The sequence below is a fragment of the Fundidesulfovibrio butyratiphilus genome, from assembly GCF_054657235.1.
In genome coordinates, this window is the sequence record NZ_BAAHXA010000001.1 from 833,071 (window position 1) to 855,598 (window position 22,528).

A 22,528-nucleotide genomic window follows, 5' to 3' on the forward strand; every position below is an offset into this window, starting at 1 on the left:
CCGCGCACCGACAGTACGACTTCCCGCTGGGCTTCGGATAATCCATGCCCGCCCTGGCCGCAACTCACTCCCCGGATTTTCTCGGAACTTTTCCCGTGTTGTCCTTGTTTTCCCGCCACAGCAGGGGCTGGGCGTCTTCCCCGCGCGCAAGGGCCCTGAGCACGGCCAGGTTGGCCATGTCTTCCCGCAAGTTTTCGCTTTTGTGCGTTTCCAGGACCTTCGGGACGCCGGCCAGGCGATCGTCCGTCATGATCCGCGCAAAGGCGGGCAATCCCATGGCTCCCAGCCCGATGTGCTCGTGCCGATCCTTGCCCGAACCCAGCGGATGCTTCGAGTCGTTGACGTGTACGAGCTTCAGGCGGTCGAGCCCCACATTGCGGTCCAGGGCCTCCAGGGTGGCCTCGAACCCGTCGGGAGAGGAAAAATCGTAGCCTGCGGCAAAGGCGTGGCAGGTATCGAGACACAGGCCCATGCGACAAGCGCACGCCGCCTTTTCCAAAAGCGTTGCCAGTTCCTCGAAGGAGCGCCCCAGGGAAGTCCCCTGACCGGCCACGTTTTCCAGCAGGATGACCGGCAGTTGTCCCAGGCCGTCGCCGGCCTCTTCCACCGCCAGGTCCACCCCCTGGGCGACGCGGGCCAGGGCTTGCGCCGGTTGCGACCCCAGAGCCGAGCCGGGATGGATGACCATCAGCTCCAGCCCCAGGCTCCGACAACGATCCAGTTCCATGGCCGTGGCCCGCACGCTTCGCCGCCAGGCGGCCTCGTCCGGCGACCCCAGGTTGATGAGGTAGGAGGCGTGGGAGACCACCGGAGCCCCGCCCCAGAGCTTTCGGGCCCTGGAAAAAGCACGGACTTCCTCTTCGCCAAGGGGCGGGGTCGACCACTGCCGTTGGTTGCGGGTAAACAGTTGCAGGGCGGTTCCGCCCACTCGCGCTATACGCTCGACCGCGCGCCAAAGGCCCCCGGCTATCGACTCGTGCGCTCCCAGGGGAGAGGGCGCGTCGACGTTAGCGCCAAGGGCTTTTTGTATAATGGATTCATCAAAGGATAGCCCGCTAATTGTCATAATTCTCTCGCCATGCTAAATTGGATGGATTCATAACTTTCGCGATGGCCGCCCCAAACGATCGCAACCCCTGGCGCACCATGACAAACATCCCCCTGGTTTCTTCCGTCATGCCAAAAACAGCCTATGTCACGCTCTGGTATCCCAAACCGTCTGAAACGTTCGTCGTCGGTGAAGTCAATGCTTTGAAAAGGCTCGGGTTACCCATAAAAGTCTATACCCTGTACGGAAAACTCACCAAACACGTTTCCAAGGGCATGGGCCAGTGTCCGGTCGAGGTCGAACGTTTGGGATGCCGCAGCGTTTCCGAATGCGTGAGCGCCCTGCGTTACTGGTGGCGCACCCACCCCATGCGTTTTCGCCAAGTGGCCAGGCAGGTCCTGGGAAGACGCTGGCGCGACCTGGAACAGACCGGCGAAAACTCCTGGGCCTTTCTGTCCGGTTGCCGGCTGGCCCGTTTGTTCGAAGCCGACGGCGTGCGCCACATCCACGCCGGTTGGGCCAACGGACCGGCCACCGCCGCCTGGACCGCCCACCTGCTCACCGGCATCCCCTTCAGCTTCACGGGACGGGCCGGGGACATCTACCCGCCGGACGGCGCCCTCAGGGAGAAGATCGCCCAGGCCAGCTTCGTGCGCACGGACGCCGGCTTCAACGTGGACTATCTGCGCCAGTTCGCCGACAAAAAAGAACACATCATCTGCGTGCGCAACATGCTCTCCTGGGACAGCTTCGAGCCCGCCCCCGTGCCCATGACTGCGCCCGTGCGCCTGTTGGCCGTGGCCCGGTTCGTGAGGACCAAGGGCCTGGACGAACTGCTCAAGGCCTGCCGCATGCTGGACCTGCAAGGCGTGGACTTTCGCCTCACCCTGGCCGGGTCGGGCTTTCTCGACCGGTCGTTGCGCACCATGGCCCGGGACATGGGCATAGCGGACAAAGTGGACTTCCCCGGGTTTATTCTCCACGACCATGTGCCGGAACTGATCCGCCGACACGACATCTTCGTCATGCCCAGCAAGGTGACCGCCACCGGCGACCGCGACGGAGTCCCCACGGTCATCATGGAATCGCTCCTGAACGGCGTGCCCGTGGTGGCCACCGACGTGGGGGGAATTCGGGAAATCATCCGAAACGGCGAGACGGGACTGCTCATCGACCAGAAAAATCCCTGCGCCATGGCCCGCGCCATACGCCGCCTGGCCGAAGACCGGGACGCCGCCCTGCTCATGGCCGAAAACGGCCGGAATCTCGTGCTCGACTACTACGACACCGGGTCCAACAGCCGCAAATTTCTCGACCTCATCGTCCAAAACGCCCTGCCAGCGTAAGCAGAAGCTTTGCGTGCCGCCCGGCCACTTCTTCCAGGGAGTGCCGGGCCACCACCCGCGCGCGGCCGGCCGCGCCCATGCGCCGGCGCAAGTCCGCATCCGCGAGCAGCCTGGCCAGATTGGCGCCCAGCGCGGCCGGGTCGCCGGCGGGGCTCAGAAGCCCGCTCACGCCGTGGGGCACCGCCTCGGCCACGCCGCCCACGTCCGTGGCCGCCACCGCGATGCCCATGGCCTGGGCTTCGAGCAGGGTATTGGGCATGCCCTCGCTCACCGAAGACAAGGCCACCACGTCGGATTTTGCGTATTCGGCCCGGGTGTCCAGAACGCCGGGGGCGACCTCCATGTGTTCCGCCGCCGGACTTGCGGCCATGCGCTCGGCCAGGTCGGCGGCCAGGGGGCCGTCGCCCACCACACGCAGACGCGCGGCGGGGCAGGCCCGCCAGGCGATCTCGAACGCCGCGATCAAGGTGGCGTGATCCTTCACCGGCGCCAGACGGGCCAGGCACAGGACCACCGGCGCGTCCGCCGAAGGCGCGCCGGCCGGGTCCGAGGCGCGTTGCGGCGGGGCGTAATGGACCACGTCCACGCCGGTGGGAATCACGCTCACGCGCTCTTCGGGAAGGCCGTACCGTTGGGTCAAGGCCTGGGCCAGGGCCTGGGCGTTGCAGATATGATGCACGGCCAGATTCTTGAGCCATCCTTCGTGCTGGCGCCACAGGTCGTCCGCGCCCCGGCAGTTGGCCACCACCAGGGGAACCCCGGCCAGCCGCCCCAGCACCCGCCCCCAGATATTGGGCACCACGGTGAGGGCCATGACGATTTCGGGCCGCTCCCGTCGCAGGGCGTTCCACAGTCCCCAGAGTCCCGCGGGAGTGACCGCGTTCCCCCGGGCCAATTGGCGCACGCGCACGCCGAGTTCCCTGGCTCGGGGCAAAAACCCCTCTCCGCCCATGAGCGTCCACACGCTCACGTCGAAGCGTTCGGGGTCCAAACGGGCGGCCAGCTCCAGGGCATGACGCTGGGTGCCTCCGCAGTGGAGGTCCTGAAGTAAAAGGATGGTCTTGATCGGCTTCATGGGCTGTGAAATGATCGGCCGACATCGGCCGCGCCCGAACACATAAGGAATTCCCAAACCGGCCGCCACTTTTTTTCCGGAGCCAAACGCCTTTCCATGGAAAAGACCTCCCACGGCATTGTCGGCAAGTTCGTCCGTCTGGCCACGGCCCAATGGGTGCGCGACGGGCTCCATACCGTGCTCACCATCGCCCTTGCCCGCAAGAGCGCCGCTTCCTACGGCGAGTTTCTGCTGGCTTTTTCGCTGGGCCAGTTCATCATGTTTCTCGGGGAATTCGGCCTCAACCAGCCCATGGTGCAGGCCCTGAGCCGCAAATGGGGCGACAAGGGGCAGGTGCTGGCCCAATACAGCCTGATCAAGGGCGGCTTTCTCGCCGTCGGCATGGCCGGCGTGATGCTCTTCGCCTGGAGCCAGGGATACCGGGGCGACCTGTGGTGGCTGACGCTGGGCATTTGCCTGGGATGCGCCCTGGAGCCCCTGGCCGGTTCGTTTTTCGTGGCCTGCCGTGTGCGCGGCCGTCAGGACGCGGAGGCCGGAATCAAGGCGCTGGGGGCGGCGCTGGGATACGGATTCGCCCTGGCCGCGCTGTTTCTGAACTGGCCGGCCTGGTGTTTCGCCCTGTTCAAGATCGTGGAGAACTCCGTCACCCTGGCGGGCGGGCTCTGGTTCACCCTGCGCTGGGAGGAGGTCTCGGGCCTCACGCTGGGACGCAAGGGGCTCGAGCGGGCCTGGGGCACGGCTGTCTCCAAATTGACATTCGTGTTCATGGCCCTGGCCGCCATCGGCTACAACAAGGCCAACGTGTTCTTTCTGCAACGCTACGGCGGCTCGGAGATGGTGGCCAGCTACGGCGTGGCCTGGGAACTGGTGGACGGGGTATCGAACCTGGTGGCCACGCTGCTCCTTTCGAGCATCATTTATCCGTTGCTGGTCAAACTCTGGCGCACGGACCAACACGAGTTCGCCCGACTGGCCCGCCAGGCCTCCCAGACGCTCACCGCCGCGGCCCTGCCGGTCATGGCCCTCCTGGCCATGGAGTGCGACCGGATTCTTCCGCTCATCTTCGGCCAGACCTACGCGGCCAACGCCTGGGTGGGCGCCTGGCTGGTTCCCTCCGTGCTCATCGCCTTTCTCCACAACCTGGCCGCCTACATGATCATGGCCTACGGCAAGGAACGCATGCTCCTGGTCATCTACATCGCCGGGCTGGCCGGCTGCCTGGGCGTGTGCGCCCTGCTGGTGCCCGCCTCTCCCCTGGGTGGAGCGGCCCTTTCCATCGTGCTGACCAAGGCCGGCGTGGCCGTGTGCACTGTGGGATACTGCCAACGCAGAATGGGACTTCTGCGCCCAGGTTTTCTGGCCTGGACAGCGCTGGCCTGCCTGATCTCGGCCGGAACGTGGTGGGGCGTGTCGCGCCTGGCTCCGCGCGAAGCGGCCGAAATTTTGGCCCTCCTTCCTCTGCTCTGGCTGGTGTGGCGCTGGCGCCCGAAGACGTCGTAACCCCCCGTCCGGAATCCGGGTTTCGCCCCTTGCCAATACGGTAAATTTCGAGCAATAATTTTTGATTATTGAAAATTATATCGGTTGATTCAAGGCAAAGAGGACTCCCAAATGCCGGAACAAGCAGCCCACAGCGACCTTCTCCACGCCCTGCTCGAACTGGAGCACAAAGGCGACGGAACCCAGTCCGAACGCCGTCTTGTCCGGCTTTTGGCCACCGTGCTGCGCGAAGTGCAGGACTATGCCTCGCAACATGTCGAACGCATAAAGCTGCAGGGGCGCATCGGCCTGGCCCTGACCGCCGAGCACAACATCGACAAACTGCTCGAAATGATCGTCACGGAATCGCGAGGACTCACCCAAGCCGACGCCGGGACCCTCTACACCGTGAGCGACGACGGCGCGTGTCTCGACTTCAGGATCGTGCAAAACGACTCGCTGGGCATCTTTCAGGGAGGAGCCAGCGGGGTGGCCGTGACCTTGCCGCCCGTGCCTCTTACGCAAAACGGCGCCCCCAACCACGCCAACGTGTCCTCGCACGTGGCCCTGTCCGGCCAGATGGTCAACATTCCCGACGTATACCAGGCCGAAGGCTTCGACTTCACCGGCCCGCGCAAATACGACGCCGCCACGGGCTACCGCTCCCAATCCATGTTGGTCATGCCCCTCATCAACTACGAGCAGGAGATCATCGGCGTCCTGCAGTTGCTCAACGCCAAGGACCCCGAAACCGGGTCGGTCATCGCCTTTCACGACGAATACGTGGAGATGACGGCCTCCCTGGCGTCGCAGGCCGCCGTGGCCCTGACCAGCGCCCGGCTGATGCGGGAACTTTCCGAGCTGTTCCACTGTTTCATCCGCAGCATCGCCACGGCCATCGACTGCAAGTCCCCCTACACCGGCGGCCATATCAAACGCGTCGTCACCCTCTCCATGCTCCTGGCCGATCAGGTCAACGCGGACCAATCCGGCCCCTTCAAAGACCGGCGGTTCAACGACGACGACATGGAAGAACTGCGTCTGGCCGCCTGGCTGCACGACGTGGGCAAGATCGCCACCCCGGAATACGTGGTGGACAAACGCACCAAGCTGGAAACCGTTTTCGACCGCATCGAATTGGTGGAGGTCCGGTTCCAGTTGGCCGAGGAGAGCCTGGCGAACCAGGCCGCCAGACAAAAGCTCGCCCTCTACGAAACCCAAACGGCCACCCCCGAAGCCCTGGCCAAAATCGACGACGCCCTGGCCCAGGAAACGCAACGCCTGCGCGATGACCTGGAATTCGTTCGCCAGGCCAACATTCCCGGCGAATTCCTGCGCGACGAGGCCGTGGCCAGACTGCGCGCCATGGCCTCCCGACGCTTTGCGCACAACGACGCCAGCCTGCCCCTTCTCACCGGCAACGAACTGGAAAATCTCTGCATCCGCAAGGGGACCCTGAACGACAAGGAACGCCAAGTCATCGAACTGCACGCCCGGATGACCAAACGCATCCTCGATGAGATTCCCTTCCCCAAAAAACTGTCCCGCGTGCCGACCATCGCCGCCGGACACCACGAAAAGCTCGACGGCACCGGCTACCCCGAACACCTCGCCGGCGACAAGATTCCCCTCCAGTCCCGCATCCTGGCCATCGCCGATGTCTTCGAAGCCCTCACCGCCAGGGACCGCCCGTACAAAAAAGCCATGAGCCTGGACGAAGCCCTGCGCATCCTCGGCTTCATGAAAAAAGACGGCCATATCGACCCCGATCTCTACGACCTCTTCATCACCACCGGCGTCTACGACGCCTACGCCAAAACCGAACTCGTCTCCGCCTGAGTCCGGAGGAGCGCACGGGGGAGAACAGAGTCGGGAGGGAAGCGTCGGGAGGGAAGAGGAAGATCGGGGGAGGAACCTTTTGTGAACAAAAGGTTCCTCCCCCAAACCCCCTCCTCCCAAAAACTTTATCATTGGATACGGTCCTGGGGAGCCAACATTGGCTCCGTGCCGGCAGTGTCGCCCCCTGTTTCGTCCAACCACGGACAAGGATAAAGTTTTTTGGTGAGGGGAGGGGTCTGGGGAGGGGAGCCCCCTTTTTTTCAAAAAAGGGGGCTCCCCTCCCCAGTCTTCTCTTCCTTCTTCCCTCTTCACTCTTCGCCACAACCTTGCGCTTCTTCAAGACGCCGCGCTTTGGCCAGCAGGTCGTTCCAGGCCAAGTTGAGGTTAGCCTGGACCATGGCGTCAAGGGCAGCGTCCGGGTAGGAGGCTTCGAGCTTCATTTTGTTGCCCTGAATGTGGGCCACCTGGGCAGGCGTGGAGGCTTGGCGCAGGCTGGAGCGTTGCACGTGGTCCACGGCCAGGTGTCCGGCGTAGAGGGCCGGGAGTCCGGCCTTGAAGGCGCGCATGTCGCGGTCCAGGTCGTCGAACTGGGTGGGGCTGAAGCGGACGTCGAAGCCGCCCAGGAGGTCAAGCCGGCTCAGGTCGATCAGATGGCAGCAGCCCGAGACGGAAAGGCAGGGCCGTTCATAGCGAAACATGCCCAGATCCAGGGTGGCGGTACAGTTGTTGAAGACGCGCACCCGCTCGCCGGGCGTCTGGCCTTCGGGTCCCGGCAGACGGTGAAGCAGGTGGTAGTCGGCCGATTGCAGACGATGGGGCGGGGTGTGGTCACGAATGGAGCAGCCCACAGCATGGCATTCGGGATGGCGCTTGGCCGCCGTGAGCAGCCGGGCCAGCCAATCGGAGGGGAGCACCACGTCGTCGTCGAGAAACGCGGCGTAGGAGCAGGCGCGCACCTCGGACAGGCTGAGCAGCCAATTGCGCGCCGCCGGAGCGCCCACGTTCACGGGCAACCGCACCACGGTCAGTCGCCCCGGCGGCAGGGCGGCGCGAACGGCCTCAAGGGTTTCGGGCGTGGCGTCGACCGAGCCGTTGTCCAGCACGAAGATCGGGTTGTCGCCCAGGTCCCCGGCCAGAAGGCTCTCCAGGGTTTGGCGCACCAGATCGGCCTTGTTCCAGGTATAGAGCAACACGGCCGTACGGTCCGGCGGCAAGGACGAGGATCGGGGCAGAAAAACCAGGTCGTGCAGCTTGAGGGTCAAATTGGCGTGCCAAGGCATGGCCCGCCGCAGACCGGCCAGCAGGGAGACGGCCTGGTCGACCTCGCCGGACCGTTCCAGCAGGTGGGCGGTGAGGTAGTCGGCAAAGGGAGCCAGCGGGGTGACGGCGAGTCCCCGGGCCAGGGCCAGGGCCTGTTCGGTGTTTCCCTGATGCAGGGCCAGCTCGGCGGACAGGCGCAGGCCCACCATGCCCTTGGGCGCGGCCTTGGCCAGCAGACGCCGGGCCAGGTCGTGATCGGCCAGGGCGGCCAGCGACTCCCAGATTTCCCCCAACCAGGCCAGGGCGGTGGGCCCGGAAAGAACGTCTTCGAGAAAACTGCCCAACGCGGCCTCGTCGGATCGGGCCAGGGCGTCTTCGTAGGCTTCCAGGGGCAAGGGGGCGTGCAGCCCCTTGAGGGAACGGAGCACATGCCGCGTGGGCGCGTCCAGATACGCCAGGCGCGAGTCCAAGGCCAGAAGAAGCCCGGCCGGATTGGGATCCAGGGGGCGCTCCTGCCAGGCCCAGGAAATCAGGCCGGCCGCGGCTTCAAGCAGAGCTTGATTGTCCGGGGCCTGACGCACTATGGCTTCGCACACGCCCCATTGCTGCCAGGGGCTTTCGGTGGACAGGCCCCAGGTGGGCAGGGGCGCGCGCAACGTCTCAAGGGTCGAGGCGCGTGCCGGGGGAAAACAAGCGTAGTGTTTCATTGCTGAAGGAGTCATGGTTCCCATGGATTTCGAAGTCTCTCGCGATCCCCGGGTGGCGCGCGCGGCGGATCTGCTCGCCTCCGGGGGGTGCGTCATCTACCCCACGGAAACGTTTTACGCCCTGGGCGCCCATGTGGGAAGCGCTTCGGCCCTGTCCCGGGTCATTGCCATCAAGGGCAGGCCGCAGTCAAAGCCTCTGCCCTGCATCATCGGCCACATGAGCCAACTCGATCAGGTGATTTCCCCCTCGGCCGACAAGTGGGAAGGCTTCGAAACCGCCATGGCCCTCATGCGGGCCTTCTGGCCCGGCCCGCTTTCCATCGTCGTGCCGGGACGGCCTTCGCTGCCCTCCCAGGTGATGGACCTGCAAGGCATGGTTTCGGTGCGCCTGACCCCGCATCCCCAGGCCAGATCCCTGTGCCTGCTGGCCAAGGGGCCCTTGTCCGCGAGCAGCGCCAACATAAGCGGCGAACCGCCGGCCAGCAGACTCCGCGATCTGAGCCCGGCGCTCACGCTCGCGGCGGACATGGCTCTTCCGGGAGACCCGGAACCCGCCGGCGGCCTCCCCTCCACCCTGGTGCTTCCCGGACCGGACAGGGGGTTCGTCGTTCTTCGCCAGGGCAGCCTGCCGCTGAAGGAACTCCACGACGCCGGGTTCGCTCCGGCCGGGGAAATCGCCCGCTAAGCCCTGTGTCCCTTGGGATGCCGAACGTTTTGTCACCGATCGGTAAAACATTTTTAACCGGAAATAAGGGCCAGGGCGGGTCGGAGTGCGGTCGGTACAAGTTTTTTTACGAACCTTTCGAGCCATCCGTAGCGACTTACGAGCACAATACATTGAAATACAATGACAAATTATAAATTCTCAACGCAATGCAAACTTGGCCCGCTCCTTGCTAGATTGAGTTCATCTTCACTCCTTTTGCAAGAGACGGCTTTCAAGGAAACCAGGGCCTTGAAAGCCGATTCTTTTTTCAAAACCTTCGCTTTTCTCCTCACAGATTCATAGTTTCAAGAATTTCAACGACTTGTTTTGAATCTATCCCTTCCAGACAGCGCGGCGCAGGGCAGTCGAGGTCCGCGCAGGTCCGGGTGCAAGGCGAACAGGCCAGCCCGGCGGTGACCTCCACCATGTTCACGGGTCCCCACTGGGAGAAGCTCGTGGGACCGAACAGGGCGGCTCCCGGCACGCCCAACATGCCCGCCAGATGCATGGGACCGCAGTCCCCGCCAACGACAAAACGCGCGGAAGCCAGCAGCCAAGCCAGTTCCCGGTCGTTTTCCGGGGTGACGGCCGGCCAGGGGGCGGGGTTGAGCCCCCGTTCGAGCTCGGCCGGTCCCAGCACGAAAAGGGGATCGAGCCCACGCCGGGACAGGATTTCGGCCAGTTGAAAAAATTGAACCAAAGGCCACTGCTTGCGGACGTGACCCGCCCCGGGGAAGACAACCACCCGGTTTCCGGGACGGCGATCTTTGACGAAATGTCTTTGAAACTCCTTCAACCAGTCGCCATCGGCCGCGTATCCTGCGTCCTCCAAGCCACGCAGGTATCGCTGCCGGACCGGGGCGACCCCCGTTTGGTCCAGACCCGGCAGGAAAACGATCCCCGCGGCGTCCGTCAGGCGGGGCGTCTTGTCCAGGACGGGCCAGAAAACCCGTACGCCGGCCAGGGCCCCGAGAGCTCGCCGGGGGTCGGATGCAAACACTCCGTCCAGGGCGCGCAAAATCTCCGGCGGGCAGGGAACGTAGCCCAGCGGGGACAGCCAGGCCAGTCGGTCCGAATTTCCGGCCCAGTACAGTCCGCCCGGCCAGGCGGTTTTGGACAGGGCGCGCAGGGTGGGCCAGAGAAGAAAAAAATCGCCCAACGCCCCGTTGTGTCGCACAACAGCCTTGTCTTGTTGTGGCATTTTGAGTAGGTCGACCATAGTGATGCTTTTTTGCATCGAGGCCGCTTCCGTGTAAAGCCTCTTTGCAGCAGGATTTTTTACATCTTTCAACCGCGCGTCGACCGATACGGCGCGCAAGCAGGCCACACACGTGTCCGAATCCCTGCATTGCGAGCGATGCGGCCATTCCCTGAAGGCCTATCGCAATCCCACCCCCACAGTGGATATCGTCATCCATGCGCCCGGGCGGGGCGTGGTGCTGGTGAGCCGGGTCAATCCTCCCCTGGGCTGGGCCCTGCCCGGCGGCTTTGTGGATGAAGGCGAAACCGTCGAACAGTGCGCCATCCGCGAAGCCCGGGAAGAAACCGGGCTCGACGTGGAACTCACCGGACTTCTCGGCGTCTATTCCGACCCCGCGCGCGATCCGCGCATGCACACTCTCAGCGTGGTCTTCACCGCCCAGGCCGTGGACCCTTCGCGCCTGAAAGCCGGGGACGACGCAGCCCAGGCGGCGTTCTATCCCCTTGACGCGCTCCCACATCCCCTGTGTTTCGACCACGCAAAAATCCTTGACGACTTCATTCGTGAACATACGCGCTTGAATCGATTCCCACGAAGGGATAAGGATAAGCCACAAGACCCAACGTAACGCGCGTCGCTTCGCCCTCAAGAGGGGCGAACCAGCGCCTGATGGGGAGACCGATGGCATTTCATCACAAGATCGTATTCGTCGCGTCGGAGATGTATCCTTTTTCCAAGACGGGCGGCCTCGGTGACGTGCTGGGATCACTGCCCCTGACCTTGAGACGCATGGGCCACGACGTGGCCGTCATCACTCCGTTCTACGGCCGGCTTTCCACCGGCGAGGTCAAACTCCGTCTCATCTATTCACGTTGTCCCGTGGGCTATCCCTGGGCGCCGATCACCGCCGATATCTATACCGCCGACTACCACGGATTGCCCGTGTACTTCATCCAGCGCGGCGAGTATTTCGACAGGCGCTTCTACTACAACACCCACGAAGGCGACTATTTCGACAACTGCGAACGCTTCATCTTCTTCTGCCGGGCCACCCTGGAATGGGCCAGACGCATGGACATGGCCCCCTCGCTCATTCACGTGCACGACTGGCAAGCCGCCCTGGTCCCGGCGTACGTCCAGTTCATGCGCCGCCTCGATCCGTTCTGGTCGCGCACCAAGACCATGCTCACCATTCACAACCTGGCCTTTCAGGGACGTTTCGCCTCCCGCCTGTTCTGGGAGTCGGGACTGCCCGCCGAAGCCTGGCACATGGACGGCGTGGAGTTCTGGGGCGACTTCAACCTGCTCAAGGCCGGCATCGCCTTTTCCGACCTGGTGAGCACCGTGAGCCCCACCTACGCCCGCGAGATTCTCACCGAAGAATTCGGTTGCGGCCTGGAAGGCATTCTGGACAAGCGCTCCCGAGACCTGCGCGGCATCCTCAACGGCGCCGACTACTCGGTCTGGAGCCCGGACGACGACAAGTATCTGCCATGCAGCTTCAACCCCGACAACAAGCGGGGAAAGTTCAACTGCAAGGAAAACCTCTTCACCGAACTCGACCTGAACCCCGCCTACCTGGACAAGCCGCTGCTTGGCTTCATTGGCCGCCTGCGCCGCCAGAAGGGCGTGGATCTGCTCATCGACATCCTGCCCCGGCTCATGGAAAAGGACCTGACCATCGCCGTGCTCGGCGAAGGCTCGTTGGCCTTCGAAGCCCAGCTCATGGACCTCATGGAGACCTACCCCGGACGCCTCGCCGTGCGCGTGGGCTACACCGAAGATCTGGCCCACCGCATCCAGGCCGGCTCGGACATCTTTCTCATGCCCTCGCGCTACGAGCCCTGCGGCCTGACCCAGATGTACGCCTTGCGCTTCGGCACCCCGCCGGTGGCCACCAATCTCGGCGGACTCAGCGACACGATCGTGGCCTATCCCCGGCCGGACTGCACGGGCTTCACCTTTCCCGAGGCCGAAGCCGATCCCTTCTATCAGAGCATTTGCCAAGCCCTGGACGTGTTTTCCCGCCCACAGGAATGGGAGGCCATCCGCGACCGGGCCATGCGCACCGACTATTCCTGGGAGCGGGCCGCCGCCCGCTACGTGGAGGTCTACCGCGAGCTCGGCGTGGACATATAAAACCAGCGGCCCAAGCGCGCCGCTTTAGGCCTCGCAATCCGGCGCGCGGGTTTCCCGCGCGCGGATTTCTTTTTCCTTCGCGCGCGTCCGGGTAGCCGACGCGACGCTTCCGGGCGTCCCCGGCCAGTGGGGACGCCACCCTCTTACCCAGGAGCACTCCTCTGAGCACCCCCATCCCCATCGCACCGTTCGACCTCTACCTCTTCGGTCGAGGCGAACACCACGACGTCTACCGCATTCTCGGCGCTCACCCCCACACCCTGGAAGGCCGCGCCGGCTATCGCTTCGCCGTATGGGCGCCCATGGCCCGGAGCGTGGGCGTGACCGGCGATTTCACAGGCTGGGACCCGCGCGGGCTGCCCCTGCACCCAGTGGGCGTCTCGGGCATCTGGGCCGGATTCGTGGCCGACGTGAAAAAAGGCGATCTCTACAAATTCTGCGTGGAATCCCAGGACGGGACGCGCATCCTCAAGACCGACCCCTACGCCTTTCGCGCCCAACTGCGCCCGGACAACGCCGCCATGGCCTGGGACCTGGACGACTATTCCTGGAACGACCAGGCCTGGATGCAACGCCGGGCCGAAGGCGGCCTGCCCCTTGGCCAGGCGGTGAGCCTCTACGAGGTGCACGCCGCCTCCTGGCGATGGAAAGGACCGAACTACGGGGACTTCCTCAGCTACGACGACTTGGCCGAACAGCTCATTCCCTACGCGCTGGACCTGGGTTTCACCCACGTGCAGTTCATGCCCCTGGCCGAGCATCCCCTGGACGATTCCTGGGGCTATCAGACCGGCCATTACTTCGCGCCCACGGCGCGCCACGGCGACCCCGACGGTCTGCGACGGCTCGTCGACCAATGCCACCAGGCGGGACTCGGCGTGTACCTGGATTGGGTGCCCGGCCATTTCCCCAAGGACGCCTGGGGGCTGGGCCGCTTCGACGGGAGCGCCCTCTACGAGCACGCCGACCCGCGCCAGGGCGAGCATCCCGACTGGGGCACCTACATTTTCAACTACGGCCGACGCGAGGTGCGCAATTTCCTGCTGGCCAACGCGCTCTACTGGTTCAAGGAGTTCCATGTGGACGGCCTGCGCATAGACGCCGTGGCTTCCATGCTCTACCTCGACTACTCCCGCGAGGAAGGCCAGTGGACCCCGAACGCCTACGGCGGAAAGGAGAACCTGGAGGCCATCGACCTCTTGCGCGAAATAAACACCGTGGTGCACCGCGACTACCCCGGCGCGGCCATGGCGGCCGAGGAGTCCACGGCCTGGCCCGGGGTCTCGCGTCCGGTGTACGCCGGGGGCCTGGGTTTCACGTTCAAATGGAACATGGGCTGGATGAACGACACCCTGGATTACTTCCACTACGATCCGGTGTTTCGTTGCTACCACCAGAATCAGCTCACCTTCTCCATGCTCTACGCCTTTCACGAAAACTTCATCCTGCCGCTGTCCCACGACGAGGTGACGCACGGAAAAGGGGCGCTCCTTTCCAAGATGCCCGGGGACGACTGGCAGAAGTTCGCCAACCTGCGCTGTTTTTTTAGCTACATGTGGTCCCATCCGGGCAAGAAGCTCCTGTTCATGGGCGGCGAGTTCGGCCAGTGGAAAGAGTGGGACTCCCGCGAGCCCCTGGACTGGACGCTTCTGGAGTATCCCACCCACCAGGGAGTCACCCGCCTGCTGCGCGACCTGAACGGCCTGCTCAAGTCCCTGCCCTGCCTGCACGAGTTGGACAACGATTGGAACGGGTTCGAGTGGATCGATCTGTCGGACTACCAGTCGTCGGTCATCAGCTTTCTGCGCAAGTCCAAGGACGGCGCACAGCTCATGTGCGTGTTCAACTTCACCCCCGTGGTGCGCCACAACTACAGCCTGGGCTGCCGCCACGGCGGGGTCTGGCGCGAGGTTTTCAACTCCGACGCCAGGGCCTACGGCGGCTCCGGGGTGGACAACGGCGGGCTGGTTCAGGCAAATCCGGCCGAAATCGGCCTGTGGCCCTTCTACGTCTCCCTGACCCTGCCGCCGCTCGGGGCGGTGTTCTTCCTGGCGGAGTGAACCCATGACGCGAACCGTCTGCATCACCCTGGGCGACCCCAACGGCCTTGGCCCGGAACTGGTCTGCCGCTGGCTGGCCCAGGCTCCCAAAACCGACGAACGCCTGGTGCTGATCGGCCCGGAAGCCGGACTCGCCGCGCACTCCGAACGCCTGGGCCTGGGCACGCCCTGGACGCGCGTCGCCCGGCCGGAAGGCGACGCACCGGGCGTTTACCTTTTCGAACCGAACGGCCTCGCCACCTTCACCGCACAGCCCGGCGTCTTTTCCGAGCAGGGCGGCCTCGCCGCCGGCCTAAGCCTGGAAGCGGCCTGCGCCATGCTGCTCTCCGGCCAGGCCCAGGCCCTGGTCACCTGTCCGCTCAACAAGGCCGGTCTCCAAATGGCGGGATTCGACTTCCCCGGCCATACGGAGTTTCTGGCCGCCCGGGCCGGACTGCCCCCGGACGGCGTATGCATGCACCTGTGCGGCCCAAGGCTTCGGGTGAGCCTGGTCACCACCCATCACCCCCTGGCCGACATTCCCGCACTGATCACCGAAGAGCGTATCCTCTCCCGTCTGCGCCAGACCGCCGACTTTCTGCGCGCCCTCCAGCTCGCGGGCCCCATCGCCGTGTGCGGACTCAACCCCCACGCCGGCGAGCAAGGACGCCTGGGCCACGAGGAGGAACGCATCATCGCCCCGGCCATCGCCAAGGCCCGCGCCCAGGGCCTGGACGCGCAAGGCCCCTTCGCGGCGGACACCATCTTCCACCGGGCCTACCTGGGCGAATTCCCGGCCGTGCTGGCCATGTACCACGACCAGGGACTGGCGCCGCTCAAGCTGGCCCACTTCGGCAACGCCGTAAACGTCACCCTGGGCCTGCCCTTCGTGCGCACCTCCGTGGACCACGGCACCGGCTATGAACTCGTGGGCCAAGACCGCGCCGACATCACCAGCTTCCTCGCCGCCCTCGACCTGGCGCGACGCCTGGCGTAAGGGAAGAGAAGAGGGAGGAGAAAGAGGAAAGACTGGGGAGGGGAGCCCCTTTTTTTCAAAAAAGAGGCTCCCCTCCCCAGCCCCCTCCTCTCACCAAAAAACTTTATCCTTGTCCGTGGTTGGACGAAACAGAGGGCGACACTGCCGGCACGGAGCCAATGTTGGCTCCCCATGACCGTATCCAATGATAAAGTTTTTTGGAGGAGAGGGTTCGGGGGAGGAACCTTTTGTTCACAAAAGGTTCCTCCCCCGATCTTCCTCTTTCTCCCCACGCCTTCTCCCCCGTCACTCTCCCCCCTCCTCCGCCCGGGCCACGGGCAGTTCCTCCCAGCGAGTCGTATAGCGCGGGGAGCGTTTTTCCTGTCGCATGCGCCAGGGGCGGGCCAATCCGGCGGCGGCGCAGGTGAGCGTATCGCGGCCCCACTTGGCGTTGACGGCATCGAGCACGGCCATAAAGCGTTCTCCGGCCTGGCCCGCGGGGTCGGGCAGCAGGCTGAGTTGGGTTGAACCGACGGGCTCAAGGGCCGAGAGCATGACCCCCACTTTCTTGTAGCGGTAGCCGGGTCGAAAGAGCCGGCCGAGCACCCGGATCGCGGTCGCCGCCAGACGCGGGGTATGGCTGGTGGTCGGAGTCAGGGCCTGGGTGTCGGCGGCGCAGTATTGGGGCTGGTTCTCAAGGAAGGTATTGGTCTGCAGGTAGACGAGCAGGCTCCCCGCCACGCCGTTCTGGGCGCGCAGCCGGGCCCCGGCCCGGCTGGCGTGATAGGCGACGGCCTCTTCGAGCTCGTCCAGCCGGGTCACGGGCCGGCCAAAGGACCGGGAAGAAACGATGGACTTTTTGGGAACCGGTCCCCGCTCCATCCCCAGGCAGGGTGTGCCGTGCAGTTCCAGCCAGGTGTGCAAACCCACCACGGTCATACGCTTGCGCACCTGATCGCGGGGCAGGCGCATGAAATCCAAGGCCGTGGCCACTCCCTGGCGTTTGAGGCGCGCGCCGTGGCGTCGTCCCACGCCCCAGACATCCTCCACGTCCAGGGCGGCCAAGTAGGGCTCGCGCGCCTGGGGCGAGTCGGGCAGCACGAGCACGCCATCCGGCTGGGGGTTGTTTTTGGCCAGCCTGTTGGCGACCTTGGCCAGGGTCTTGGTGGGGCCGACACCAATGGAAACCGGAATGCCCGTATCCCGCGCCACCGTCCGGGACACTTGCCGGACGATGTACTGGGGGTCCGGCAGCCCGGTGAGGTCGAGAAAGGCTTCGTCGATGGAATAGACTTCCATGGAAGGCACCAGCGCCCCAGCCGTGGCCATGACCCGCGCCGACATGTCGCCGTAGAGGGCGTAGTTGGACGAAAGCACCGCCGCTCCCATGGCGGCCAGGGCGGCGCGATGCTTGAATTCCGGCACGCCGCCGGGCACGCCGCGGGCCTTGGCCAGGGCGCAACGGGCCACGATGCATCCATCGTTGTTGGAAAGCACCACCACGGGCCGCCCGGCCAGGGAGGGATCGAAAACCTTCTCACAGGAGGCGTAAAAATTGTTGCAGTCCATCAACGCCAGGAGCATGGCGCGAGCCCGTGCACCACATAGGTGGCCACGCCCCAGACCTGGGCGTCGGTTTCCGGTCCCAGAGCGATATCCGGGTAATCGGGGTTTTCCGGGGCCAGCACCAGCACGTTTCCCCGACGCTTGAGGCGCTTGATCGTGAGGCAGCCGTCCACGGCGGCCACCACCACGTGTCCGGGCCTGGGGTCCAGGGAACGATCCACCACCAGGATGTCGCCCGAGGCGATGCCCGCCCCCCGCATGGAGTCGCCGGCCACACGAATGAAGAAGGTGGCGGCCGGATTCCTGACCAGACGTTCGTTCAGGTCCAGACGATGATCCAGGTATTCCTCGGCCGGGGAGGGAAAACCGGCCGGAACCCAGGCCACGGGGAGAGGCAGGGGGGCGGATTCCGGGTCCGGCGTAAAAAGACGATTCGTCCTGTCGCGCATGCCTTTCTGTATACTTTTTCGCTACGAAAAAGACAAGCGGCAATGGACAAAAGAACCCGCACGTCCTGCCAGAACGAAACAGCGTACGCCACAGCCGTCTCTGTCGTTTTGCCTGCGCCCCTCCCGCGCGTTTTCCCGAAGCGAGTTGCCCCGGACGGCCCTTTGAGCTATTGCCCGCCGCATGACAGCACGCGAACGCGCCCCAATCGTCTTTTCCCGGCTGCGCCAGACCTATCCGGTCACGCCGCCCGCGCTCACCCACCACAATGCCTGGGAACTGCTGGTGGCCACGGTACTGGCCGCCCAGTGTACCGACGCCCGGGTCAATCAGGTGACGCCGGTGCTCTTTTCCCGCTGGCCGGATCCGGCCGCCCTGGCCCGGGCCGATCAGGCCGACGTGGAAGAGGTGGTGCGCTCCACGGGCTTTTTCCGCAACAAGGCCAAGAACCTGATCGGCGCGGCCCGGCGCATCGTGGACGACCACGGCGGAACGGTCCCCGCCAGCCTGGCCGAGTTGACCGCCCTACCCGGCGTGGCCCGCAAGACGGCAAACATCGTGCTCTCCAACGCCTTTGGCGTGCATGAAGGCATCGCGGTGGACACCCACGTCAAGCGCCTCTCCTACCGCCTGGGGCTTACCGACTCCCAGGACCCGGTAAAGATCGAGCAGGACCTCATGCCGCTCTTCGACCAAAAAGACTGGGGCGAAATCAACCACCTGCTGGTCTACCACGGCCGGGCCGTGTGCCAGGCAAGAAAGCCCGATTGCCCCCAGTGCGTGCTGGAAGACATCTGCCCCAAACGCGAGCCCAAAAAGGGGAAGGCATGAGCGACCGGCAAACCCAATCCCCCCGGCCCGGGACCTTCACCATCAACGCGACCGACGGCCTGGCCCGCCAAGCCAGCCTGGTCACGGCCCATGGCGTGGTCCAGACCCCGGCCTTCATGCCCGTGGGCACCCAGGGCACGGTCAAGGCCCTGTGTCCCCGGGACCTGCACGACGTGGGGTCCCAGATCATTTTGGGCAACACGTATCATCTTTACCTGCGGCCCGGGGACGAACTCATCGCCCGCCTGGGCGGCCTGCACGCCTTCATGGCCTGGGACGGCCCCATCCTCACGGATTCCGGTGGGTTCCAGGTGTTTTCCCTGGCCGGGCTGCGCAAGCTCACGCCCGACGGGGTGGAGTTCCGCTCCCACCTGGACGGGTCGGCCCACTTCTTCACCCCCGAAAAGGTGCTCTCCATCCAGCGCAACCTGGGCTCGGACATCATGATGGTGCTCGACGAGTGCGTACCCTACGGCGCCGACCGCGCCTACACCGAAAAATCCCTGGAACTCACCACCCGCTGGGCCGAGCGCTCCCGCCGGGACCACGCGCCGGGGCGCAACGGGCAACTGCTCTTCGGCATCGTGCAGGGCGGCTTTCACAAGGATCTGCGCGCCCGTAGCGCCGAGGAAATCTGCTCCCAGGGTTTCGAGGGCAACGCCATCGGCGGGCTGTCCGTGGGCGAGTCCACGGCCGAAATGTACGATCTGCTGGCCCACACCGCCCCGCTTCTGCCCGGCGAAAAGCCCCGCTATCTCATGGGAGTGGGCAAACCCCTGGACATCCTGGAGGCCATCTCCCACGGCGTGGACATGTTCGATTGCGTGCTGCCCACCAGAAACGCGCGCAACGGCACCCTCTACACCAGCCAAGGCCAGGTGAACATCAAACGCGCCCAGTACCGCGAGGACGACTCCCCCCTCGATCCGGCCTGCGACTGCTACACCTGCCGCACGTTCTCCAAGGCCTATCTGCGCCACCTGTACATGGCGCAGGAACTCCTGGCCTACAGGCTCAACACCATCCACAACGTGCGTTTCTTCCTTGATCTGGCGGCCGGCGCGCGCCAGGCCATCGCCCAGAGGCGCTTCGACGCCTACAAGGCCGCGTTCGAGGTCGTATACGCCCCGGCCGCGGACTCCAACGACAACGGAGGCGTGCCGGAGAACCGTTCGTGAACTTTCGCGTGCGCGCCGCCCTCAAGGTGGGCGAGCACCTCCTGGTGGGACTGGTGTTCGCGGGAGCCGCGCTCCTGCTCACGGCCGGCTACTGGCTGCAAAGCGCGGACTCGCCAGCGCCCAGCGACGCCATGGTGGTGCTCATGGGCGACTACGTGCGGCCTTTTCGCGCCGCCGAACTTCACCGCCTGGGCATGGCCAAAAAAATCTACGTGGGCCGGGCCTACCGGCGGGCGGGCCAACGCCTTCTGGACAAAAATTTCGTCTCCTACCCGCGCGAGGAGGAAATATACAAAGCCGTGCTTCTCAAGAAGGGCGTGTCCCCCGACGACGTGGAATACTACGGCGACGAACTGCGCAGCACCGTGCAGGAAGCCGAAACCCTGGCCGCTCAATTGGCCGGCCATCCGCCGGCTCGACTCCTGGTGGTGACTTCGCCCGCCCACGTGTTTCGGGCGCGCAAGATTTTTTCCGATGCCTTCCCCGGCTCGGAAGTTCGCGTGGACGCCGCCCCCCGGGAGCGCTTCTCCCTGGCCTGGTGGACCGACCAGGACGCGGCCCGCAGCGTGTTTCTCGAACTGCCCAAGATCGTCTACTATCTCTTGGGGGGACGTTTCCGCTCCACTCCCGCGCAAAGCTGACGTCTCCGGGAAGGCCGCGCCCAACAAGGCGGCGCGAAAAACTTCAGGCCGGCTTCTTGCCTTCCGGGTTTGAGGCGATATCTTGAAACGACCCGCGCCGTTCGCCGCGCGGGCGTCGCCGCTTTTCCCGGACGACCACTCCAGACCCCCCGCCGGAGACTTCGTGAACCGCACGCCCAACGCCCTTATCCGCGAAAAGAGCCCCTACCTGCTCGAACACGCCCACAACCCCGTGAACTGGCTGCCCTGGGGCGAAGAAGCCCTGGACAAAGCCCGTCGCGAGGACAAGCCCCTGTTCCTTTCCATCGGCTACGCCTCGTGCCACTGGTGCCACGTCATGGAGCGCGAAAGCTTTCTCGACGACGAGGTGGCCGACCTTCTCAACGCCTACACCGTCCCGGTCAAGATCGACCGGGAGGAGCGCCCCGACCTGGACGGCGTGTACATGGCCGCCTGCCACGCCCTGACCGGTTCGGGAGGCTGGCCCCTTTCGGTCTTCGCCGACGCCTCGGGCCGGCCCTTTCTGGCCACCACCTACGTGCCCAAGCATACGCGTTTCGGTCGCACGGGCATGCTCGACCTGGTTGCCGCCGTGCACCAGGCCTGGACTCACCGCCGCCCGGAGGTGGACAAGGCCGCCCGCAGCGTGGAGGAAGCCCTGGCCAAACTGCAAAGGCGTCACGCTCCGGCCGCCACGCTGGACCCGACGCTTTTCGCCGAAGCCGAACGGATTCTGACCGAACAGTTCGACGCCGAAAACGGCGGCTTCGGCCAAGCCCCCAAGTTTCCTTCGCCGCACGTGCTGCTTTTTTTGCTGGAGCGCTTTCGCCGCACAGGCCGGCGCGAACTGGCGGACATGGCGGGCAAGACACTCACGGCCATGCGCCTGGGCGGCCTTTTCGACCAGATAGGCCTGGGTTTTCACCGCTACTCCACCGACGCGGTGTGGCTGCTGCCCCACTTCGAAAAGATGCTCTACGACCAGGCCATGCTGGCCCTGGCCTATACCGAAGCGTGGCAAACGCTTGGCGACCCGCTCTTTTCCCGCGCCGCCCAGGAGACCCTGGCCTACGTGCTCCAAGACCTGCGCGGCCCCGAGGGCGAACTGCACTGCGCCCAGGACGCCGACTCCGAAGGCGTGGAAGGCAAGTACTTCGTTTGGACCACGGCGGAAGTCGAGGCCGTTCTCGGACCGGAAAAGGCGGCGGAGTTCCTACGCGTGTACGGATTTTCCCCGCAAGGCAACTTTCTTGAGGAAGCCACCGGGCATCCCACCGGGACCAACATCCCCCACCTGGCCGCCCCGCCGAGCGAAGACGAGGAAGCCCGCCTGGCCCCCATGCGCCAGGCCCTGCTCGCGGCCCGGCGCAAGCGCGTCCCCCCGCGCACGGACGACAAAACGCTCACCGACTGGAACGGCCTGACCATCACCGCCCTGGCCCGCGCGGCCCGGGTCTTCGACCGAAAGGACCTGGCCCTGGCGGCCGAACAAGCCGCCCGGTTCGTGCTGGACAGGCTGCGCGATCCCACCGGACGGCTGCTGCACCGCTACCGCGACGGCCAGGCCGCCGTGCCCGGCAACCTGGACGACCACGCCTACTTCGCCAGGGGGCTGGTCGAGCTGCATCAAGCCACCGGCCAACAGCAATGGCTGGACCTGGCCGTGCAAATCGCCGAAACCATGATCGACCATTTTGCCGACCCGGACGAAGGATTCTTCTTTACGGCCGACGACGCCCCCACTCCGCTCCTGCGGCGCAAGGAATTCTACGATGCGGCCATGCCCAGCGGCAACTCGGCCGCGCTCGGGGTCCTGAGAATCCTGGCGAACCTGACGGCACGGGTCGACTTCAAGGAACGGGCCACGGCCCTGGCCAAGGCCGCCTGGCCCCAGGCCGCGGAATACCCGCCGGGCTTCGCCATGCTGCTTTGCGAAGCGGATAAGCTGATCGAGGCTTGACGGGAAGAACGCCTCCGGCGGCCCAAGGGGGTGACCCCCTTGGGAATCCCCGGTTGCCTGCGCCAGTGCAGACGAACGCAGGGAGTACAG

18 protein-coding genes are annotated in these 22,528 nt (G+C 65.1%); 12 read left to right on the top strand and 6 right to left on the bottom strand.

Annotated features, from left to right (window positions below; genetic code table 11):
• Positions 1-64: 64 nt before the first annotated feature.
• Positions 65-1,033 carry a deoxyribonuclease IV gene (locus ACYQ01_RS04225; protein WP_459933884.1) on the bottom strand — a complete coding sequence of 323 codons (969 nt, stop codon included), beginning with the start codon at positions 1,031-1,033 and terminating at the stop codon, positions 65-67.
• A gap of 77 nt (positions 1,034-1,110) precedes the next feature.
• Here ACYQ01_RS04225 and ACYQ01_RS04230 point away from each other — a divergent pair, with 77 nt between their 5' ends.
• On the top strand, positions 1,111-2,394 hold the full coding sequence (locus ACYQ01_RS04230; protein ID WP_459932582.1) for a glycosyltransferase: 1,284 nt from the start codon (positions 1,111-1,113) through the stop codon (positions 2,392-2,394).
• Here the strand turns inward: ACYQ01_RS04230 and ACYQ01_RS04235 are convergent.
• Entirely contained in the window at positions 2,366-3,469 is a 1,104-nt protein-coding gene (locus tag ACYQ01_RS04235; protein ID WP_459932583.1) for a glycosyltransferase family 4 protein, read from the bottom strand. The genes ACYQ01_RS04230 and ACYQ01_RS04235 overlap by 29 nt on opposite strands.
• Positions 3,470-3,565: 96 nt before the next feature.
• Between ACYQ01_RS04235 and ACYQ01_RS04240 the strand changes: the two genes are divergently transcribed.
• Both ACYQ01_RS04240 and ACYQ01_RS04245 read left to right on the top strand, forming a co-directional pair.
• Positions 3,566-4,969, top strand: a complete 1,404-nt coding sequence (locus ACYQ01_RS04240; RefSeq protein WP_459932584.1) for a lipopolysaccharide biosynthesis protein — start codon at positions 3,566-3,568, stop codon at positions 4,967-4,969.
• 111 nt (positions 4,970-5,080) lie between these two features.
• A complete protein-coding gene (locus tag ACYQ01_RS04245) occupies positions 5,081-6,787 on the top strand; it encodes an HD-GYP domain-containing protein (protein ID WP_459932585.1) in 1,707 nt (568 codons plus the stop codon).
• Between the two features lie 308 nt (positions 6,788-7,095).
• Here ACYQ01_RS04245 and ACYQ01_RS04250 read toward each other — a convergent pair whose 3' ends face one another.
• Positions 7,096-8,754 carry a glycosyltransferase gene (locus tag ACYQ01_RS04250; RefSeq protein ID WP_459932586.1) on the bottom strand — a complete coding sequence of 553 codons (1,659 nt, stop codon included), beginning with the start codon at positions 8,752-8,754 and terminating at the stop codon, positions 7,096-7,098.
• A gap of 22 nt (positions 8,755-8,776) precedes the next feature.
• Between ACYQ01_RS04250 and ACYQ01_RS04255 the strand changes: the two genes are divergently transcribed.
• Positions 8,777-9,439 carry an L-threonylcarbamoyladenylate synthase gene (locus tag ACYQ01_RS04255; protein ID WP_459932587.1) on the top strand — a complete coding sequence of 221 codons (663 nt, stop codon included), beginning with the start codon at positions 8,777-8,779 and terminating at the stop codon, positions 9,437-9,439.
• A gap of 310 nt (positions 9,440-9,749) precedes the next feature.
• Here ACYQ01_RS04255 and ACYQ01_RS04260 read toward each other — a convergent pair whose 3' ends face one another.
• The gene (locus tag ACYQ01_RS04260) at positions 9,750-10,661 is read right to left on the bottom strand and encodes a glycosyltransferase family 9 protein (RefSeq protein WP_459932588.1); all 912 of its coding nucleotides are present in this window, start codon (positions 10,659-10,661) and stop codon (positions 9,750-9,752) included.
• Between the two features lie 130 nt (positions 10,662-10,791).
• Between ACYQ01_RS04260 and ACYQ01_RS04265 the strand changes: the two genes are divergently transcribed.
• The 4 genes from ACYQ01_RS04265 to pdxA all read left to right on the top strand — a co-directional run bounded on the left by ACYQ01_RS04265 (position 10,792) and on the right by pdxA (position 15,836).
• Positions 10,792-11,289: an NUDIX domain-containing protein gene (locus ACYQ01_RS04265; protein WP_459932589.1), complete on the top strand. Its 498-nt coding sequence runs from the start codon at positions 10,792-10,794 to the stop codon at positions 11,287-11,289.
• Between the two features lie 53 nt (positions 11,290-11,342).
• Positions 11,343-12,800 (top strand): glycogen synthase GlgA, encoded by a 1,458-nt coding sequence (gene glgA / locus ACYQ01_RS04270; protein WP_459932590.1) that lies wholly within the window; start codon positions 11,343-11,345, stop codon positions 12,798-12,800.
• Between the two features lie 161 nt (positions 12,801-12,961).
• On the top strand, positions 12,962-14,860 hold the full coding sequence (gene glgB, locus ACYQ01_RS04275; RefSeq protein ID WP_459933885.1) for a 1,4-alpha-glucan branching protein GlgB: 1,899 nt from the start codon (positions 12,962-12,964) through the stop codon (positions 14,858-14,860).
• 4 nt (positions 14,861-14,864) lie between these two features.
• Complete coding sequence (gene pdxA, locus ACYQ01_RS04280; protein WP_459932591.1) at positions 14,865-15,836, top strand: 4-hydroxythreonine-4-phosphate dehydrogenase PdxA; 972 nt, start codon at positions 14,865-14,867, stop codon at positions 15,834-15,836.
• Positions 15,837-16,121: 285 nt separating this feature from the next.
• On the opposite strand, the gene ACYQ01_RS04285 is transcribed toward pdxA, so the two are convergent.
• Both ACYQ01_RS04285 and ACYQ01_RS04290 read right to left on the bottom strand, forming a co-directional pair.
• On the bottom strand, positions 16,122-17,399 hold the full coding sequence (locus ACYQ01_RS04285; protein ID WP_459932592.1) for a Y-family DNA polymerase: 1,278 nt from the start codon (positions 17,397-17,399) through the stop codon (positions 16,122-16,124).
• Positions 17,384-17,830: a LexA family protein gene (locus ACYQ01_RS04290; RefSeq protein WP_459932593.1), complete on the bottom strand. Its 447-nt coding sequence runs from the start codon at positions 17,828-17,830 to the stop codon at positions 17,384-17,386. Before ACYQ01_RS04290 ends, ACYQ01_RS04285 begins: the two co-directional genes overlap by 16 nt.
• A gap of 181 nt (positions 17,831-18,011) precedes the next feature.
• Between ACYQ01_RS04290 and nth the strand changes: the two genes are divergently transcribed.
• The 4 genes from nth to ACYQ01_RS04310 all read left to right on the top strand — a co-directional run bounded on the left by nth (position 18,012) and on the right by ACYQ01_RS04310 (position 22,438).
• Positions 18,012-18,659 (top strand): endonuclease III, encoded by a 648-nt coding sequence (gene nth / locus ACYQ01_RS04295; protein ID WP_459932594.1) that lies wholly within the window; start codon positions 18,012-18,014, stop codon positions 18,657-18,659.
• Positions 18,656-19,837, top strand: a complete 1,182-nt coding sequence (gene tgt, locus ACYQ01_RS04300; RefSeq protein ID WP_459932595.1) for a tRNA guanosine(34) transglycosylase Tgt — start codon at positions 18,656-18,658, stop codon at positions 19,835-19,837. The genes nth and tgt overlap by 4 nt, the downstream gene beginning before the upstream one ends.
• Positions 19,834-20,478: a YdcF family protein gene (locus ACYQ01_RS04305; protein WP_459932596.1), complete on the top strand. Its 645-nt coding sequence runs from the start codon at positions 19,834-19,836 to the stop codon at positions 20,476-20,478. The genes tgt and ACYQ01_RS04305 overlap by 4 nt, the downstream gene beginning before the upstream one ends.
• 163 nt (positions 20,479-20,641) lie before the next feature.
• Positions 20,642-22,438 (top strand): thioredoxin domain-containing protein, encoded by a 1,797-nt coding sequence (locus ACYQ01_RS04310; protein WP_459932597.1) that lies wholly within the window; start codon positions 20,642-20,644, stop codon positions 22,436-22,438.
• The last annotated feature ends 90 nt before the right edge of the window (positions 22,439-22,528 follow it).

What these genes read in the sequence shown, in the direction of transcription:
- ACYQ01_RS04230 (WP_459932582.1), top strand. Translation starts at nt 1,111, where the DNA reads ATGGCCGCCCCAAACGATCGCAACCCCTGGCGCACCATGACAAACATC.
- ACYQ01_RS04235 (WP_459932583.1), bottom strand. Translation starts at nt 3,469, where the DNA reads ATGAAGCCGATCAAGACCATCCTTTTACTTCAGGACCTCCACTGCGGA.
- ACYQ01_RS04240 (WP_459932584.1), top strand. Translation starts at nt 3,566, where the DNA reads ATGGAAAAGACCTCCCACGGCATTGTCGGCAAGTTCGTCCGTCTGGCC.
- ACYQ01_RS04245 (WP_459932585.1), top strand. Translation starts at nt 5,081, where the DNA reads ATGCCGGAACAAGCAGCCCACAGCGACCTTCTCCACGCCCTGCTCGAA.
- ACYQ01_RS04250 (WP_459932586.1), bottom strand. Translation starts at nt 8,754, where the DNA reads ATGAAACACTACGCTTGTTTTCCCCCGGCACGCGCCTCGACCCTTGAG.
- ACYQ01_RS04255 (WP_459932587.1), top strand. Translation starts at nt 8,777, where the DNA reads ATGGATTTCGAAGTCTCTCGCGATCCCCGGGTGGCGCGCGCGGCGGAT.
- ACYQ01_RS04260 (WP_459932588.1), bottom strand. Translation starts at nt 10,661, where the DNA reads ATGCCACAACAAGACAAGGCTGTTGTGCGACACAACGGGGCGTTGGGC.
- glgA (WP_459932590.1), top strand. Translation starts at nt 11,343, where the DNA reads ATGGCATTTCATCACAAGATCGTATTCGTCGCGTCGGAGATGTATCCT.
- pdxA (WP_459932591.1), top strand. Translation starts at nt 14,865, where the DNA reads ATGACGCGAACCGTCTGCATCACCCTGGGCGACCCCAACGGCCTTGGC.
- ACYQ01_RS04285 (WP_459932592.1), bottom strand. Translation starts at nt 17,399, where the DNA reads ATGCTCCTGGCGTTGATGGACTGCAACAATTTTTACGCCTCCTGTGAG.
- ACYQ01_RS04290 (WP_459932593.1), bottom strand. Translation starts at nt 17,830, where the DNA reads ATGCGCGACAGGACGAATCGTCTTTTTACGCCGGACCCGGAATCCGCC.
- nth (WP_459932594.1), top strand. Translation starts at nt 18,012, where the DNA reads ATGACAGCACGCGAACGCGCCCCAATCGTCTTTTCCCGGCTGCGCCAG.
- tgt (WP_459932595.1), top strand. Translation starts at nt 18,656, where the DNA reads ATGAGCGACCGGCAAACCCAATCCCCCCGGCCCGGGACCTTCACCATC.